The sequence below is a fragment of the Snuella sedimenti genome, from assembly GCF_016428595.1.
Taxonomy (GTDB): Bacteria; Bacteroidota; Bacteroidia; order Flavobacteriales; family Flavobacteriaceae; genus Snuella; species Snuella sedimenti.
The window spans coordinates 412,423-430,901 of the sequence record NZ_JAELVQ010000001.1 but is presented as its reverse complement, the minus strand read 5'-3'; the positions used below and the strand labels follow the sequence as shown (position 1 = coordinate 430,901).

At 35.3% G+C, this 18,479-nt stretch carries 17 protein-coding genes and 1 tRNA gene; 8 read left to right on the top strand and 10 right to left on the bottom strand.

Annotation, left to right across the window (positions count from 1 at the left end; translation table 11 throughout):
* Positions 1–496: 496 nt before the first annotated feature.
* From JF259_RS01790 to JF259_RS01750, 9 genes are all read right to left on the bottom strand, one after another.
* Positions 497–1,036: a TPM domain-containing protein gene (locus tag JF259_RS01790; RefSeq protein ID WP_199112597.1), complete on the bottom strand. Its 540-nt coding sequence runs from the start codon at positions 1,034–1,036 to the stop codon at positions 497–499.
* Positions 1,033–1,440 carry a hypothetical protein gene (locus JF259_RS01785; protein WP_199112595.1) on the bottom strand — a complete coding sequence of 136 codons (408 nt, stop codon included), beginning with the start codon at positions 1,438–1,440 and terminating at the stop codon, positions 1,033–1,035. The genes JF259_RS01790 and JF259_RS01785 overlap by 4 nt, the downstream gene beginning before the upstream one ends.
* Positions 1,441–1,449: 9 nt before the next feature.
* Positions 1,450–2,022 (bottom strand): hypothetical protein, encoded by a 573-nt coding sequence (locus JF259_RS01780; protein WP_199112593.1) that lies wholly within the window; start codon positions 2,020–2,022, stop codon positions 1,450–1,452.
* Between the two features lie 675 nt (positions 2,023–2,697).
* Positions 2,698–3,459 (bottom strand): DUF6882 domain-containing protein, encoded by a 762-nt coding sequence (locus JF259_RS01775; protein ID WP_199112591.1) that lies wholly within the window; start codon positions 3,457–3,459, stop codon positions 2,698–2,700.
* 333 nt (positions 3,460–3,792) lie between these two features.
* A complete protein-coding gene (locus JF259_RS01770) occupies positions 3,793–4,515 on the bottom strand; it encodes a hypothetical protein (RefSeq protein ID WP_199112589.1) in 723 nt (240 codons plus the stop codon).
* On the bottom strand, positions 4,488–4,832 hold the full coding sequence (locus tag JF259_RS01765) for a PadR family transcriptional regulator (protein ID WP_199112587.1): 345 nt from the start codon (positions 4,830–4,832) through the stop codon (positions 4,488–4,490). Before JF259_RS01765 ends, JF259_RS01770 begins: the two co-directional genes overlap by 28 nt.
* Before the next feature lie 177 nt (positions 4,833–5,009).
* Positions 5,010–5,741, bottom strand: coding sequence for an IS21-like element helper ATPase IstB (gene istB / locus JF259_RS01760; protein WP_199112585.1), 732 nt, complete (start codon positions 5,739–5,741; stop codon positions 5,010–5,012).
* A gap of 109 nt (positions 5,742–5,850) precedes the next feature.
* The gene (istA, locus tag JF259_RS01755) at positions 5,851–7,293 is read right to left on the bottom strand and encodes an IS21 family transposase (protein WP_233164038.1); all 1,443 of its coding nucleotides are present in this window, start codon (positions 7,291–7,293) and stop codon (positions 5,851–5,853) included.
* A 450-nt stretch (positions 7,294–7,743) separates the two neighbouring features.
* Positions 7,744–7,825, bottom strand: a tRNA-Leu gene (locus JF259_RS01750).
* 144 nt (positions 7,826–7,969) lie between these two features.
* Between JF259_RS01750 and JF259_RS01745 the strand changes: the two genes are divergently transcribed.
* From JF259_RS01745 to pth, 3 genes are all read left to right on the top strand, one after another.
* Complete coding sequence (locus JF259_RS01745; protein ID WP_199112583.1) at positions 7,970–8,911, top strand: ribose-phosphate pyrophosphokinase; 942 nt, start codon at positions 7,970–7,972, stop codon at positions 8,909–8,911.
* A 19-nt stretch (positions 8,912–8,930) separates the two neighbouring features.
* Positions 8,931–9,551 (top strand): 50S ribosomal protein L25/general stress protein Ctc, encoded by a 621-nt coding sequence (locus tag JF259_RS01740; protein WP_199112581.1) that lies wholly within the window; start codon positions 8,931–8,933, stop codon positions 9,549–9,551.
* 82 nt (positions 9,552–9,633) lie between these two features.
* A complete protein-coding gene (gene pth, locus JF259_RS01735; RefSeq protein WP_199112639.1) occupies positions 9,634–10,266 on the top strand; it encodes an aminoacyl-tRNA hydrolase in 633 nt (210 codons plus the stop codon).
* A gap of 20 nt (positions 10,267–10,286) precedes the next feature.
* Here the strand turns inward: pth and JF259_RS01730 are convergent, their stop codons facing one another.
* A complete protein-coding gene (locus tag JF259_RS01730) occupies positions 10,287–13,130 on the bottom strand; it encodes a zinc-dependent metalloprotease (RefSeq protein WP_199112579.1) in 2,844 nt (947 codons plus the stop codon).
* 79 nt (positions 13,131–13,209) lie between these two features.
* On the opposite strand from JF259_RS01730, the gene JF259_RS01725 reads away from it, so the two are divergent.
* The 5 genes from JF259_RS01725 to JF259_RS01710 all read left to right on the top strand — a co-directional run bounded on the left by JF259_RS01725 (position 13,210) and on the right by JF259_RS01710 (position 18,454).
* A complete protein-coding gene (locus JF259_RS01725; RefSeq protein ID WP_199112577.1) occupies positions 13,210–14,145 on the top strand; it encodes a bifunctional riboflavin kinase/FAD synthetase in 936 nt (311 codons plus the stop codon).
* 132 nt (positions 14,146–14,277) lie between these two features.
* Positions 14,278–15,549 carry a serine--tRNA ligase gene (gene serS, locus JF259_RS01720; RefSeq protein WP_199112575.1) on the top strand — a complete coding sequence of 424 codons (1,272 nt, stop codon included), beginning with the start codon at positions 14,278–14,280 and terminating at the stop codon, positions 15,547–15,549.
* 156 nt (positions 15,550–15,705) lie between these two features.
* Positions 15,706–15,828, top strand: coding sequence for a hypothetical protein (locus JF259_RS17670; RefSeq protein ID WP_262894857.1), 123 nt, complete (start codon positions 15,706–15,708; stop codon positions 15,826–15,828).
* A gap of 431 nt (positions 15,829–16,259) precedes the next feature.
* The gene (locus JF259_RS01715; RefSeq protein ID WP_199112573.1) at positions 16,260–18,041 is read left to right on the top strand and encodes a tetratricopeptide repeat protein; all 1,782 of its coding nucleotides are present in this window, start codon (positions 16,260–16,262) and stop codon (positions 18,039–18,041) included.
* 89 nt (positions 18,042–18,130) lie between these two features.
* Positions 18,131–18,454, top strand: a complete 324-nt coding sequence (locus JF259_RS01710) for a DUF4286 family protein (protein WP_199112571.1) — start codon at positions 18,131–18,133, stop codon at positions 18,452–18,454.
* Positions 18,455–18,479 lie beyond the last annotated feature (25 nt).

Below are 18,479 nucleotides of genomic sequence, written 5' to 3'. Positions count from 1 at the left end.
ATGTCCCCGATAAAATATGCAGAAGTCAATTGTAATGGAGCTAGCTCCATTACAATTAAAAACAATAACTTTGTTGAAATTTTAGAAAATTAGACAGTTCTAATATGGGTGAGCCTACAATTTGATTTGCCTTTTGATATAGTTCTTTTGCTTTTTTATAGTTCCCTTTTGCATTTTGTTCAGATGCAAGGTCAAAAGTCGCGGATGCTATGGAGTCCTTCATCCAACCTCTTTTAAAATGGTTTCTATAGATAATCTCTGCATCGTTTGAGTTTTTGGAAATAACTCTGTCAGAATCGTTTTTGCAATTTACAAATGTCAGAATTAATATTATCAAGAGTAAGTTTTTCATAATTAACCACATCGGTTCGTATAACCGAAGTTACGAATTAAATTAGCGATTATTTTCGCTTAAGCACTGACGTTAGCAATTCCGAGTGGATTCGGACGAAGTCGAATCCGCCGTAATTGCGGTTATACATTGTGCATAGTACTTTTATTTCCATTTTGCTATTAATTCCAGCAACCCTTTTTCAATTCCGTTATAATATTCCCCGTTTTTGAATTCTGGAACCATAATTTGGTCAATTATGCTCTTACAAATTTCATCGGTTAAAATTTTTTCAGTTCCATTTCCTGTTGAGACACGAACTTCTCTTAAAGATTTACTGAAAATAATTGCCAATCCATTATCTTTTCCTTTTTTTCCAATTCCCCATTCGTTTGAGATGTCAGTTCCATAATCTTTGATGTTATCGTAAGGCTCAATTGTACTTACTGTTATGATGGCGATTTCTTTTGTCGTTCGTTTTTCATAGTTCGAGATTAGTTTTTCCAATAGAATTTTTTGGTCGGGTGTAAATATTTGCTCAAAGTCATTTACATATCCAACGGGCTTCGGAAACTTACTTTTATTCATTCCTGAAAAGTCAAATTCAGGTACAGGTTTTTTTGTTTCAATATCCTGCGCTGAACTTTTACAAGAAAGCAAATTCAATGTCAGAAATAGGATTAATATTTTAGTTCCGATTTTCATTTCAGGTATTGTGTACAACGGCAGTCTGTCTCAAAACTCATTTTACCTATGCGAGATCGCCGTACTTGCAAAATCTTAAAGGCAAATTGCATTTGTTGAAAGTCAATTTGTTTTTGGATATCAGAAATTTTTATTGTGTCTATCCACGAGGCGTTACCAAGAAATATATTTTCTATTTTTTGATTCAGATTACGTTTCATAAAGTCAAATCCGCCAATAGCGTGTGAAATCATAAATTGACTGAAAATGACATCATTATTTTCATCGCTGATTTTAATTTTAAAATCTTCGAAAGATAATTTTTGGTCAGAACTCCATCGTTTTTGACCTTCTTGTAAGCTCTGTCCAAAGGCTAAGTTTAGTGAACCAGTCGTCAAAATAAGTCCGATTATTATTCTATTCATACAGTTTTTCTATTTACTAAGAAAATCAAAATCTACATAAATTTTGTCACTATCACTTTCGTCAAAGTAAATTTTTGTTTCTTTTTTAATTGCAAAATGAATTTTAATGCTATCCAGCTCTTTGCCAGTTTTAAAGAAGTAATTCAATTTTTGTCCACCAAAAGGGAATTCAACTTCAACATCATTTAGATTGTTATTTTTATAAAAGTCTTTTTGAATCACTTTTCCAACTTTAGTTTCATAAAAGTCAGGACTCTTTGAATTAAAAGAGATTATCTCGACATCGTCAAGATTTAAATCCGCTTTTATTGAAGTATTTAAGAATGCATTAAAATCATTTGATTCTTTTTCAAAATGGATTTTTTGTCTTTTTATATATTTATTTGATGTGTAAAATAAATAAATAACATAAGGTGTTAAAATCCCGAGTCCGATTAAAGCCATCGGTAAATATGAGTCAGATACTTTTTGATATTTACCTCTGTATCCTAACCCAACGAAGAAAAGGATTATCCCCAAAAAGAGAAGTCCTAGAAGAAAATTACGAAATAAATTATTTAAAAAAGACCTTATTTTATCCATTCATTTTTATAATTGTACATAACTCATTATAAGCGGCATCATTATCCAATTTACATCTTTTGTTTCCGGATAAGAGGAACTTTAATACCACTAACTATAACTTTCAGGATATAAATATAGATAAAAACTTACAACCGTTGTTTGGCGAAGCTTGCTTTCTATTAAAATGATATCGGATAATTTTTTAAAACCTATAGTGTTATAAATATGGTTTTCTTATAAATGCATCCAAAAGTGGATACCTGCCACAGTTTATCTTGAGCATCTCGACAAGCTCGATACAGGCTCAGACGAAAGGCAGGCATAACAAAGAAGATGAAAGAGAAGATGGACCGCGGCCTACCGATAAAACTCTTAAAAATCAAGGTAGCAGGGCTGGACATATGGATGAAAATCTTGTTTGACCCCGAAGCAATGAGGGGGAGGTATTTTCATCCGTGGTGGGAGTGCCGTAGCATTTTCTTAGATTTTTATCGTAAGCCTAGACTTTTTGCTTACTTTTTCGGCAATGGAAAAAGTAAGAGGCTACATTCCCATAGTAGGCTAATCGACCAAAACCGGTTCAGTCAACCCTTCGATTGAGCCTGTATCGAGCTTGTCGAGATGCTCAGGACAGGCTCAGTGTTCATGTTTGGCCGTACCGACCACACGAACACTCCTAGTTATTGGGCATGGTCATTTTTTATTAAACTCTTTTAGTTCGAAATAACATTCTTCACAAACCAATTTAATGTCAGCAAACTTCTCCGATTCTTCGTTCCAACCATCAGTTTCTAATCGTACTTGTTCACATTCATCACACCAAGCAGCAAAAGAATCCTCATCGTCCAAGTCCATACCTTTATGTGTGTCAAAAGCTTCCTCAAATCCAAGTTTTTCTTTATGGTTCAGATGTTTACAAACGAAAGCAGGTCTTCTGAAACCATGATTTCCACAATCAACCGTTTTTTGCTTCATCATCCGAATTAAGCTTGAATCTTTATCGGTGAAAACTTTAGTAAGTAGTTTGTAGGTTAATAAGTCTTTTGAATTCGTACAATAAACACCAATTGCGTTAATCATACTTTTACTTATTGCTACAAAATCCCAACATTCTTCTCTGTCACAATCTATTAATCCTTTGGTCAGTTTCTCGTAATCGCGCTTTTCTCCGAGTTGTTTAACCACTAAAGTTTTCAATTTGTTTTTTTCAATAGAATGTTCGTTTTCCCAACTCCATAACCAAGTATTAGACTTTAACGAATAAGTACCTATAGGAATATATTTGAAAAATATTTCATCATCGTCATCATTGTAAACGCGTAACAATTCTGATTCTTGGTCATAAAACCAATTTGAATAAGATTCTAATTTGAATTTTGAATTGAAAGCCTCTTGAGATTCGATTAATTCGTCATATTTCTTACTTGCGTATTCTTCGTAATCTTTGTTTCGCATGAGTGGTTAATTATGGCTAACAATTGTACACAGTTACCCCGGCAACCATATTTCCATTATACATACCCAAATATAAATAATATTCTTACGAGTAAAGAGGGGTAAGGCTTTAAATCTTTTTAAGAAGGAATTTTTGTCTTATCGTATTTAGCTTAATGCTTGTTATTTTATATGCAGGGCAAAACACCATGTGGCCAGGGAGTCCCGAAGAAACCTTCACAAAAAACAAGGCAATCCCCATAGTAGGCCAACCGACCAAAACCGGTTCAGTCAACACGGTGTTCTTGTTTGGTCTTACAGACCACATGAACACTTAGTTATTTTAACCAGTACTTATTTCGTTTGTTTTATTTTATTATGTTTTTTGTTCCTCCAAAAGAAAATTAATGATGTTGTCAATAATATGAATCCACATAATATTTTATAATAAGCAAAATTTGTTTCCATTATAGCAAAATTAGAAAATGAAAATCCAAAATTTCCTAATTCAGAGGCATCTATTCCAGGAAGGATTATTTCAGCGCTTAATCTAAATGTTATTAGTGATGATATAATGATTAAAGGAACTAGTACATTGATATTGCATAATTTACTTAAAAATGGTTTTCTTCGGTTTAAATTAAAAAATAATGTGCTTAAGAAAGAAATCGAAATAAAAACTAATAGTATTATAGAAATAGTATTAAATGTTATATTATTGATACTTAATTTTTGAGATAGAGCTAAAGTGGTAAGTAAAAACAATTTGCTCAAGGCTATAAATGCAATATAAATCAATGCGCCTTTTAAATATGGAATTGATTTATTAATGTTTGAAAAGTTAGTATTTACTTTATCAAATTCTAAACAGATGTCATCAATTTTTCCAATTCTTTTCTGTGCAATTATAAAAGACTCTTCTTCATTTAATCCTTTTGAACCCAAATCATCGATTAAATCGAATAAGTGACTTTCAAGTTCAATGATATTTGATTTAGTCAAATTATTTTTTTTATTCAAATTGGATTTCCATTGTTGGATTTTATTATCTAAATTAAATTCGGTTCTACTTTCCATATTTTTGATATTATTTGATTAATAGTATTCCAATTTTCTTTTTCTATTTTAAGCTCTTTTTTCCCTTCATTACTAATTTTGTAGTATTTTCTTTTTCTTCCAGATTCTGCAACTTTCCATGATGATTGAATCAAACCTTTTTTTTCTAATTTATGTAAAACTGGATATAGGGTTCCTTCTCCAAATTCAATTTTCCCACCTGTTATTTCTTTAATATTTTGGATTATTTCATAACCATAGGATTCGTTTTTTGTTAGAATTGATAATATAATTGGCGTTGAGGATGCTCCAATCAATTCTTTTGATAGTTTTTCCATATTTTATGTTTATTGAGAAAACAAATATACATAGAAGTTCGATGTATAAAAATAAAAACGCAACTTTTTTCGTATTGGTTACAACGTGGAAAATTCGGTTAAAGTGAACCACCCGTGCCGGATGAAAGTGAGCAGTGTAAATGAAGTGCCAAAAATCGTTTTATTTGAGTGTTAAAATTAGTGATTCTTTTTTAATTTTTTTCTCATGGATTCTCCTTTTAGATTAATTCTATGTGCTGAGTGAACTAACCTATCCAAAATGGCATCGGCTATTGTCTGTTCCCCAATAATTTGGTGCCAGGCTTCTGTTGGCAGTTGCGAGGCTATAATGGTGGAACGTTTACCGTGCCTGTCCTCGATTATTTCCATAAATATATGTCTGTTAGCACTATCTAAGGTTTTAAGTCCAAAGTCGTCTAAGATAAGTAGATCCTGCTTTTCCAGTCGGTTGATCTCCTTTAGGTAGGAACCATCGGCCTTGGCCGTTTTCATTTTTGTGAAGAGCTTGTTGGTGTTAAAATACATCACCCTGTACCCTAATGTGCAGGCCTGGTAACCAATGGCAGAAGCAATGTAACTCTTGCCCACACCGGTACTTCCCGTAATGAGGATATTGTCTTCATTTTTTATAAAATCACAGTTGGCGAAGCGTTGGATCTGGTTTTTGTCGATATTTCTGCCAAGGTCATAATTGATGTTCTCTATAATGGCCTTGTATCTAAACTTGGCAGCCTTGGTAAGGCGCTCAATTTTTCTGTTGTAGCGGTCATCCCATTCAGATTGTATTAAATGGGCAATAAGTTCGTCGTTGGTGTACTGCACACTGCCTGCTTGCAGTGTTTCACTAAAGGCCCTGTGCATACCGTAGAAGCGTAACTGCTTCATCTGTTCTAAAGTTTGTGTGTTCATAATGGTGTTTATTTATAATAATCTTTTCCTCTGATATTATTGTGGTTGGGGACTTGACTTTGTTCTTGTGGTGTATCCTCTATGGCATCCCAGCCTTTCTCCAAGATGTTTACGATGATATTGTAATGTAAGCTCCGTAGTCCAAGGCTCGCTTACAGGCGTTGTTCAATCGGGTGCGCCCTACTTTGTTCTGCAGTTGTAAAATGCCCATACAGGACTTATAGGATTGCTCGGGGTGTTGTTTTTTGTCCAGTATCTTGATGATGTAATCTTGGCAATCGTGCCCTATACTGCCCGCCCAGTTTATAAACTTTTCACTGCTCCATTCACTTACAAAATGATGGTGTGAGGGCATATGCTCCTTAGTAGTGGTATAGGCATACTTTTTTCTGTGCCTTGGGTGCAGGGCTATACGGTTGTATTTGTAATAGATTTCTATGGCACTCTCTGAGTAAACGATACGTATGCGCTTACCAATGTATTGGTAAGGTACGCTATAGTAATGCTTATCCTTATTAAAATAGATGTGGCTATTTTTATGCACCGTACCATTGGCATACTGTTTTAGCTCATAGCGCTTTACGGGAAGCGTCTTAAGTTTTGAGCGTTCCAGTTCTTGGAACAAGGAGCTTCTGGTATATTCACGTCCCCTAAAGGACATGTTGTTATGTGCCTCTATAAGTTCTAGGATACGTCTATTGATCTCTGTTTCGCTATGGAAAGTTTCTTTTCTAAGTTTGGCAAATACCCGGGTATATATAATACGTACGGCATTCTCTACTATGGCCTTGTCCCTGGGTTTATATGCTCTTGTGGGGAGCACGGTAGTGTCATAGTGATCTGCAAAGTCAGAAAGGGTCTCGTTAATCTTTGGTTCATAACGGCTACTTTTAGTTACAGCCGCTTTAAGGTTGTCCGTTACCAATGCCCTGGGCACACCGCCATAGAACCATAGGGCATTTTCTATACAACGAATAAAGTCTTCTTTTTTCTGGCTCCCACAGGCTTCTACATAGGTATGTTGACTGGCACCCAACACACAGACAAAGACTTCCAGCTCTTTAATCTCACCCGTATACCTATCTACAATGGTTAGCTTCTTGCCCGTAAAATCTATAAAGAGCTTATCGCCCGCTTTGTGGTTAAAGTGCATCACGGGAGAGACTTCCCTGCGCCATTCCAGATACCAATACCTAAACTGTGAGAACTGAAAACCATCGGGATGGCGCTCTTTATATTCTTCCCATAATAGGTGTTGTGTGACGCCCGTTTTCTTCATCTCTTTATCAAAATATGGAAAGTACTGCTCTAGGGTCAGTAACTTTTCGTTCTTGGGCTTTGCCTTGTTTAAAAAGAGTTTGTGGAGCTCTTCTATGCTTAAAGCGGACACTTCATAGGACGTTAATTTAAAGGCTTTAAAAAAGCTAATGTATTTACTCACGGTATTGCGTGATATGCCTAGCTGTGTGCTTATTTGCCGTTTACTAGTGCCTTGGGAATGTAACTTGAATAAGGTTTTTACTTTTCGCATGTCTATTTGTTTGTTTGCCATAATCTTTTCCTGTAAAAGAAAGATTATTTGTAAACTCAAATAGAAACGATTTTTAGTGGCTCACTTTCGTCCGGCAAGCTATGCTCAATTTAGACCGGCAAGGGTGGCTCACTTTGCTCCGAAGTTAGTGGTATACTTTGTCCGAATTTTGCATTCTGTTTATCGGCTTTACTTTTTTTAATGTAAAATAAAAGTGAAAAAGATTTATTCATCGGTGTCAGTGATTTTTAGACTTGAATATACTAAAAATAAAACAAACGACATTCTTTTTAATGTACTGAAATTCAATTTGTTAATATATATTCGGTGTCACTTTTTTAATTTCTAAAGTGACACCGAATTAGCTCCTTTTTATTTAATAATTTATGTAGTTAATTGGAACTAAATAAAATTAAAAAACCTGTAAACATTTAATTTACAGGTTTTTATGGAAAATTGATGTTAAAAAAGTACTCAAGGTGGGAATCGAACCCACACTTCCGAAGAAACTGGATTTTGAATCCAGCGCGTCTACCAATTCCGCCACTTGAGCTTTTCGGACAGCAAAAATAGATATTTTTTTGATATTAAACATAAAAATACTCAGGAATATACTTTTTAGGTTAAAATAAATGTATAAATTTGCACCTCGTTAAAAATAATGTGCGCTTTGGCGCTATAAAACAATAAGTTAACCATGCCAATTGTAATAACCGAAGCTAAAATTTTTGCATGTACCCAGAGTCAAGCTCTTGGAGAAAAGATTGCAAAAGCCTTTGGTACCAGCTTAGGTAATGTTATTACGTCTACTTACAGTGACGGTGAGTTTCAGCCCTCTTACGAGGAGTCTATTAGAGGGACACGTATTTTTATTATCGGTTCGACCAACCCGGGTCCTGGTAATTTAATGGAAATGCTCCTAATGATTGATGCCGCTAAGCGCGCTTCTGCTAGACATATCACGGCTGTTTTACCATATTTTGGATGGGCCAGACAAGACAGAAAAGATAAGCCTAGAGTCCCCATTGCAGCCAAATTGGTAGCTAAAATGTTGGAAACAGCTGGGGCTACACGTATTATTACAATGGACTTACATGCCGATCAAATACAAGGGTTTTTCGAAAAACCAGTAGATCATTTGTATGGGTCGATTATATTCCTGCCCTATTTACAAAGTTTAAACTTGCCTAACTTAACCATTGCTTCGCCAGATATGGGTGGTTCTAAAAGAGCTTATGCCTATTCTAAAGCGCTGGGTAGCGATGTGGTAATTTGCTACAAGCAACGCGCCAAGGCCAATGTGATTTCGCATATGGAACTTATAGGTGAGGTTAAAGGGAAGAATGTGGTGTTGGTTGACGATATGGTCGATACTGCTGGGACTTTAACAAAAGCGGCAGATTTAATGATGGAGCGAGGTGCATTAAGTGTACGTGCTATTTGTACACACCCTATTTTATCGGGAAATGCTTATGAGCGATTGGAACAATCGAAATTAGAAGAATTGATAGTAACAGACTCGATTCCGCTTTCGCAAGAAAGTGAAAAAATACGCGTTTTAAGTTGTGCCGACCTGTTTGCAGATGTTATGCAAAAAGTGCACAATAATAAGTCTATTAGTTCAAAATTTGTAATGTAATAACTTAATATAAATTAAAATGAAATCAATTACAATCAACGGATCTCAAAGAGAAAGCGTGGGCAAAAAAGCAACAAAAGCCTTACGTAATGCTGGTCAGGTTCCTTGCGTATTATACGGAGGAGATAAGCCAGTTCATTTCTCTTCGGCAGAATTAGCTTTCTCAAAACTAGTATACACGCCTAATGCGCATACAGTTGTGATTGCTTTAGAAAGTGGTGAAACCTTTAATGCTATTTTACAGGATATTCAATTTCACCCCGTAACAGATAGAATTTTACATGTAGATTTCTATCAGTTATTTGAAGATAAAGAAATAACGATGGATATTCCAGTAACTTTCGTTGGAAACTCTCGTGGTGTTAAAAATGGTGGTGTTTTACGTAAAAATAGACGTAGCTTAAGAGTAAAAGCCTTACCGGCTAACTTGCCAGATTTTATCGAAGCTGATATCACACCATTACGTATAGGACATAAACTTTATGTTACTACTTTAGAAAATGATGCGTATAAGTTTATGCATCCTGATAACACAGTAGTTTGTCAAGTAAGACGTTCTAGAACATCTGTAGATGACGATGATGAAGATGAAGAAGTAGAAGCAACTGCAGGAGCAGAAACGCCAGCAGCAGCAGAGTAAGCAACTGCTTAAACATATAATTATAATGGAAAGCATTCTGTATTATTCAGGATGCTTTTTTATTTTTACAGAAAAATGTACTATGTGTCGGTTTTTAAAAAATCTATTTAAGAGTAAAAGAGAAGGCACGTTAGAACAACACGATTCCATGAAGAAATACTTAATTGTTGGCCTTGGTAATATTGGCGAGAAGTATGCTAACACACGACACAATATTGGGTTTAAAATATTAGATCACTTGGTGCGTAAGGAAGACTTATCCTTTGAGGCCCAAAAGCTGGGGGACATTGCAACCTATAAAATAAAAGGGCGAACCTGTGTTTTATTAAAGCCAAGTACCTACATGAATTTAAGTGGAAAGGCTGTATTGTACTGGTTAACAAAAGAGAAAATACCATTAGAGAACTTATTGGTGATTACCGATGACCTAAACTTGCCTTTTGGAAGTATTCGGTTAAAAGCAAAGGGGAGTGATGGAGGACATAATGGATTGAAAGACATTCAGGATAAATTACAAACAACTAAATACAACAGATTCCGGTTTGGTATTAGTAATGCATATAGTAAGGGCAGGCAAGTCGATTATGTGCTAGGCGAATGGGGAGAAGACGAAACCGAAAAATTAGAAGAACGCCTAGACCAATCGGTTAAACTAATAAAGTCCTTTGTGCTGGCAGGAGCAAGTCTTACCATGAATACTTTTAATGGAAAATAAAGTGAGATATTGTTTTAGATTTATTCAACAATGATCTTTTTTACAGTTTTATGTTTGGCATTACTTACCGTTAAAATGTACATTCCCGTTAGTGCATTTTCAAGATCGATCGTTTCACTAAACAGTTCCGATTTCTCAAAAGTTTTGTTGTAAATAAGTCGACTGCGAACGTCGTGAACATATACGTTAATGGGCTTTTCAGTTGCTGCATTTGTTGTTATTGTAAAACTTCCGTTATTTGGGTTGGGAAAAACCCTTAAATTTTCAAATCCAATAAAGTTAGGGGTGTTAAGGGTGGTAGTCGTAGTGCAGAATTCCAAATACCAATCGTTTAAAGTACCTGTGTCACCTATGTAATTATCGTTTATAGTAAGTGTCCAATCGCCTTCGCTGTCCAGATTGTTAAAGGCATTTAAAGGAGATGCAGGAGAGAAAGTGCCAGTGGTTGGAGTGTTACAAGCAACACCCGAAGCACCATCCTCAAATACAATATCAAAATCTTCGTTACTCGGATCTTCGTTGCAATTTCTGTCCCACAATTGTACTGTGGTCGTATTATTAGGATGGGTTAATGTTACGGTAAGGTCGCCAATATAAGAATGTGATACGTCAACATTAACTTTAATATCACTAATAATACCAGAAGTTGGTACATTAATGGTACTAGATACTGAAGGGCCAGCTTGATTTTCTCCAGTGCCATCAGGAATCGATACATTTAAATTGGAATTTGAGATAAATTGCTGATTACAGGTAGTGGTTACTGTATAACCTATGGCAAAATCAACAGGGTTTACCGAGTAGTAAATATTATTTACAGGCTTTACCATGACCCTGCAAAAAGGAGCAGCAGTATTAGGTACGATAATATTTTGTGATCCATCGTTGGCAATATTGTTAGCTAGTGTTGTCGGGAAGGTTAGACCACCATCGGTAGATAATAAGATGTCTACCTGTGAAGTGTTAATGCCATTGGCATTGGTGCCGGCAACATCCCAAGTAATTTCTATAGTTTCACCTTGTGACCAGCTAATCCCTGTTGCTGTTTGCGATGTTATCTGAAAGGGGCCTACAGGGTTTTCTACAGTACCGTCTACTACTTGAATTTGCATGGTGTCAAAACTGCTTTGAGCTTCCGTTGGATTCGATGGATTCCTGTCACGGACAGTTAAGGCCCAGTTTAAAGTTCGGTCTACAGTTGCTACCGTTTCCCAGTCGCTTCCTAGCCCCGGGTTGCTTTGTGTAATGTTACCCTCTAAAACACTGCTCAGTCTTGGTATATATCTTATAGGAGAACTATTGGGAAGTAAAGAACGATTCATAGGGCCGCTAGCTAGTGTAGGGCCAAAATTTACGTAATCTACTTCACCACTATCGGTTTGTTCCCAACAATAAGTGAGCACATCACTACCATCAGCATCGCTAGCCGAACCAATTAACATATAGGGAGTGCCAGCTGGAATAGTATAGTTATTGCCTGCATCAGCAATTGGAGGGTTGTTTGTGATATTGCCAGGGTTGTAAACAGAGTTATTTTGCCAACAGGTTCTGTTATTTAAAATATTATCCAAAATTTGTCTGATACTGTGGTAATGGAAATAAGGGTCACTGTCATTCTGTATGTCATCAGATCCAGTAATACCAGCATATGCCATAATGGTTGAGCCACTGCCAGGTTCGGAATTTACTCCTGAACCTTCAGTATCAAAAGCCCAAGTGTGGTTGGCTCCCATTTGATGACCTATCTCATGGGCTACAAAATTAAGGTCGAACGTGTCGCCTTCGGGAATTTCATCAGCAGGTGAGGTATAAGCAGCTCCTTTATTCTTATCGGTGTCTATACTAATATTGTCGTCCCTGCAAACACATCCTAAGCATCCTGCGTTGCCACCGCCTCCACTAGCACCAAATAAATGTCCGATATCGTATGCGGCGTTTCCAATTTCATCACTTAAGGTTTTTTGAAGTTGTAAGCTCCATCCATTAAGATTGTTAACGTTGTCATCATGCACTCCAATATCTGCATCAGAATACGGGTCTGTAGCTGCATCTGTATAAATTAATTGGGTAGCGTCTACTAGCTCAAAAGTTATAGCCATATCTGTTTCAAATACTTCATTTACCCTTGTTATTGTAGCATTTATGGCAGCTAAAGCATCTGCAACTGCATTACCGTTTCCTCCAAATCCATCATCATGATATGCCGTATATTCGGCTGTTGTAGAAACCGCTAATCTAAATTTACGTAAGGTTTGGTCATTGGCGCCACCTTCGTCATTTATTTTGGCCAATTGTCCGGTTTTATTGAAACTTGTATTTAGGGATTCAAGAGCAGCACATTTAAACGTTCCTGTACCATTTGTTTTTGATTCTTTGTCGTACAATACATATTGATTAGATCCTTTGCTAACAGGTTGCATGAACACATAAGGCTTATCGGTATTGGAAATCATGGTTTGAATACCGTGGGGTGATGCGCTCATGCGCAATCGTATTTTAGGATTGTTTATGCTTACACCTGTATACGATTTAATATCGGGGAATTTGGCAGCCAAACTAGGTGACAGCGTGGAGGTTTCATAAATTTTAAATGTTTCAAAAGTATCGGCCGAAACTGGAACGGAAACGGTTGTATAACGTTGCTTTGTATTGCTGCCACGTTTTGTTGCAGAAGCCATATTTTTTTTTAGTAAAGGTAAGTTGAGTTCAAATAATTGGACTTTGTTTTTGTTTAAATGAAATTTTGATAAATTTTCAGGATTTTTAACCGATTGGATTTTTTTCCATGAAGAATTTTGTGCCAAAGCCGAAAAGCTTAACAAAAGCATTGTCATTGACAAAACATAATGTAGTTTTGTTTTCATAAATTTTTTTTAGGGCAATTCTAATACTTGCCAAACAAAGCTAATTTATTTTAATGAAACTGGCAATTTAACCTGATTTATGGGGAACGTTATAAATATTGAATCATATACACCAGATGTGCCTACAATTGTAACTATTGGAACTTTTGATGGGGTACATATGGGACATCAAAAAATAGTTAAGCGTTTAATAAAAACAGCAAAACAAGATGGATTGCGATCGGTTATATTAACATTTTTTCCGCATCCACGAATGGTATTGCAAACCGATACAAATATAAAGCTTATAAACACTATTGATGAGCGTCGAGAAATCTTGGAAACTTTAGGTTTAGACTACCTAATTATTCAAAAGTTTACCCCCGAGTTTTCGCGTTTGTCGGCAGAAGACTTTGTTAAGCAAATATTGGTAGATAAACTACGGGCTAAAAAAGTAATTATAGGATACGATCATAGATTTGGAAGGAATAGGAATGCTAGTATTGAAGATATGAAAGCCTTTGGTGATGTATACGGCTTTGAAGTAGAAGAGATTTCTGCCCAAGATATTGATGATGTTGCCGTTAGTTCCACTAAAATAAGAAAGGCTTTGAACGCTGGAGACATTGCTAAAGTAAATGCCTTTTTAGGGTATAAATTCATGCTTACCGGTATAGTGGTTAAAGGTAAGGGCTTGGGTAGACAATTTGAGTTTCCTACTGCCAATATCCATATAGAAGAACCTTATAAACTTATCCCTAAATATGGAGCTTATGTGGTAATGACAACCATAAATGGCGAGAAGCTTTATGGCATGATGAATATTGGAATGAATCCAACGGTTCAAGGTGATAAAGAAACTATTGAAGTGCATTTTTTTAATTTTAATGATGATATTTACAATCATAAAATTAAGGTATCTATATTACATCGCTTGCGTGATGAACAAAAGTTCGAATCGATAGATGATTTAAAAACACAGCTGCTAAAAGACAAAGAAATAGCATTAGCATACATTGCCAAACACTGTATTTAACTAAAACGAAAAGTTTGTTTTTATTGTGATTTGTTTAATGTGTTATGAGAAATAATCTTTGTAGATTTTACCTGCGAAAGACAACCGAATGTTTTAGTAATTCCCTAAATTTGTGGCTTAAAAATTTCAACTATGTTACAAGTCCCTTTTATAAGAGAACATAAAGATTTAGTAATCGCCAGATTGGCTAAGCGAAATATTGATGCGTCCAAGATGATTGACGATGTTATTGGTTTAGATGAAGACAGAAGGCGGATGCAAACAGAGTTGGACAATACGCTTGCCGAGTTAAACACATTATCTAAAGAAATTGGCGGTTTATACAAATCGGGAGAAGTAGAAAAGGCAAATCTTTTAAAAAAGAAGACAAGTCAGTTAAAAGAACAAACAAAAGAACTTAACGAATCGCTTAATGCTACGGTGGAAGCACTAAGTGAACTACTTTATAAAATACCCAATGTACCTAATGAAATAGTTCCTTCGGGAAATACCGATGAAGATAACGAAGAGGTTTATCGAGAAGGTGATATTCCTGTATTGCACGAAGGTGCTTTACCGCATTGGGAATTGGCTAAGAAGTATGATATTATAGATTTTGAACTTGGTAATAAGATTACAGGAGCTGGGTTTCCTGTTTATAAAGGTAAAGGAGCCAGATTGCAAAGAGCGTTAATTGCTTATTTTTTAGATAAGAATACTGCTGCAGGCTATACCGAATACCAATTACCACATTTGGTGAACGAAGCTTCAGGTTTTGGGACGGGACAATTGCCAGATAAAGAAGGGCAAATGTACCATGTTACAGAAGATAATTTGTATTTAATCCCCACAGCCGAAGTTCCGGGAACTAATATTTTTAGAGATACACTGTTAAATGAAAATGATTTACCTATTGCTATTACAGGATATACACCTTGCTTTCGTCGTGAAGCCGGAAGTTACGGTGCGCATGTAAGAGGATTAAATAGGTTGCATCAATTTGATAAGGTTGAAATTTTACGGGTAGAGCACCCTTCACAATCTTACAATGCTTTAGATGGTATGGTAAACCACGTAAAGTCTATTTTGCAGGACCTAAAATTACCATATAGAATATTAAGGCTTTGCGGTGGTGATTTAGGATTTACTTCAGCTTTAACATACGATTTTGAAGTATTCTCTACTGCACAAGACAGATGGTTGGAGATTTCTTCGGTGTCTAATTTTGAAACTTTCCAAGCTAACCGTTTGAAACTGCGTTTTAAAAATAATAATGGTAAAAATGAGTTGGCACATACCTTAAACGGAAGTGCTTTGGCATTACCACGTGTTCTTGCAGGTATATTGGAAAACTACCAAACAGAAGATGGAATTTTAATTCCAGAGGCTCTACAGTCTTATACTGGATTTTCAAAGATTAATTAAAAATGTAAGTTTAAACTTTCTTTTTTAATTGTTTTTGTTTATTTTTATCGATTAAAAGCATAAAATGATTGCTGTTTGGCGATTTTGTGGTCATTTCTTTTGTGTTTAGAATTATATTTTAGTATTTAGCTATATCAAATCTAAACCTAGCCTACCATGAAGAATGTTAAACGCATAGTACTTTTGATTGCTTTGGTGTTTATTGCGGGTAAAGTTTTGTTTTCAGATTTTGATATTTCCAAACCTGAAAACAAAATAACAGCGATAGTAAGTAAGTAAAATTCAACTCTATTTTAAAGTTACTGTCCCCAATCGAGTAATTATATCGTTTTTAATTAACGGTAATTAATTGGACATTTATTTTGGTTGGTAAATGCCCGAATGCAAATTCGGGCATTTTTTATATACGCTCCAGAACACATTTGTTATATTTACATAATGAAGAGGTTTAAACTTTTTGGACTGAAGCGAAAATTGATGGGTTTGTGACCAGATGAAGGCTTTTTTGAGTCGCATAGTAGGGCAACGTGACGATAAAAAGACAAAGTATGGGTGCAAACTGGCAATTTTTTAGCCAATTTGTAAAAGTTTAAATCAATTCAATAAAAAGCCTTATAAGGCGTATTTATTTGTTGATATTGATTTTGGAAATGGTAACCAGAATGAATTTACTTCTAAAACAATTCTGTTACCTGAATTATATAAGATGTATGTGCTTGAAACGCCTTTTTATTATATTCATTTTTATAAGTGCTTCTGCGTTTTCGCAGGACGATTTGCTTGCAAAAGAATATTTTAAAAATGGTGATTTTGAAAAAGCCTTGTATGAGTATAAAAAGTTGTATGCCCAAGCCTCTACTAATTTCAATTATGTAAATCAAATTATTAAAACCCATCAGCAATTAGAGCAATATAATGAAGCCGAAGCATTTATATTAAAAGTGATGGAACGTATTAAGTATCCAGCTCTGCTTGTAGAACTCGGGTATAACCATGAACTTAAAGGCGACCTGGATGCCGCAACCACAAATTATAACAAAGCGATTGCTAGTTTGGATACAAATGCCAATTATGCGTTTTCTGTAGCACGTAGTTTTCAAAATCATACGCTTTTGGACCAAGCGATTGTTGTTTATGAAAAAGCAATGCAGTTAAAACCTGAATTCAATTTTAGTCTACAAGTAGCCCAAATTTATGGAGAGCAGGGTAACATCGAAAAAATGTTTTATAGCTATATGGGGTTTGTAGCTTCCAATCCGATAGCATTGGGTAATGTTAAGCGTGCTATTAATGATTTTATAAGTGAAGACAGTACAAATGAAAATAACATATTGCTCCGTAAAATTTTGCTTAAAAACATACAGCAAGCACCCAATTTAGTGTGGAATGATATGCTAAGTTGGTTGTTTGTCCAACAAAAGGATTATAAAAAAGCCTTTATTCAAGAACGTGCTATTTTTAACCGACAGCCAGAGAGTTTAAATAGAATAGAAGAATTAGCACTTATTGCTTCGGGGGAGAATAAAATAGACGTAACAAAGGAGATATTTGAGTTTATAATAAACACAGCTCAAGATACCGATACATTACTAGAAGCCCATTATAATTTATTGCAATTAGAAACGAAAATTAGTGATAAGGACAACTACGGTGTTATTGCAGAAAAGTATTTAAATATATTTAAAGAATACGGGAATTTGCCCCAAACCTTTAAATTGCAAATTGCTTACGCCCATTTTTTAGCATTCTACAGAAATGAAGCCGATAAAGCGACAGTGTTTTTAAAGAACACTTTAGACTTGCCCTTAACAAAATTACAACAGGCAGAGATTAAGTTAGAATTGGGTGACATTCTGGTATTACAGGAAAAATTCAATAATGCGTTAATATATTACACACAAATTCAGCGGAATTTAAAAAACAGTACCATCTCACAGTTGGCGCGTTTTAAAGTAGCAAAAACAAGTTATTACAAAGGCGATTTTAAATGGGCAGAATCACAACTTAAAATTTTAAAGGCATCAACGTCGCAACTTATTGCTAACGACGCACTGGATTTAAAATTACTTATTTCGGATAATAAGTATGAAGATTCATTACAAACGGCTTTAAAGCTTTATGCTAAAGCCGATTTATTAGCTTTTCAAAATAGAGACGATGAAGCAATACGCATATTGGATAATATATTAGAAGCGCATAAAACAGAACCAATTATTGCTCAGGCTTTGTACAAGCAAGGCCAATTATTTGAAAAGAAGAAGCAATTTGATAAAGCAGAGGCCAATTACCAGGCTATTATTGCTAATTATCGTGAAGGTATTTTGATAGATGATGCCTATTTTAGATTAGCAGACATTTATGTGAATTATTTTAAAGAACCGGAAAAAGCAAAAGCTTTGTACGAACAGATCATTTTTAATCACGCAGATAGTATTTATTTTGTGGAGGCTAGAAGGAAATATAGAGCTTTGCGTGGAGATATGATCAATTAGCTTGCGATAGTAGCATAAACTTCGGTTATTTGCAAAACGATAAATAATAATTCATAGGTTTTTTACCAATACCATTATTTAGAATTACCATGTATATATATAATGTAACTATAAATGTAGACGAATCTATCCATGACGAATGGCTGATTTGGATAAAAGAGCATATCCCACAAGTATTGGCTACAGGGAAGTTTAAAGATGCAAAATTAACCAGGGTATTGGTAGAAGAAGACATGGGAGGGGTTACTTATTCCATTCAGTACCGATCCTATTCACGTGCAGCTTTGGATGCTTATTATAAAGAAGATGCCGATCGATTACGAAATGAAGGACTTAAAAAATTCGCCGATAAAATGCTAGCTTTTAGAACCGAGCTGGAGATTATTGATGAATATACGGTGAATTTTAAATAAGATTAATCGGAATCCAAAGTTAACA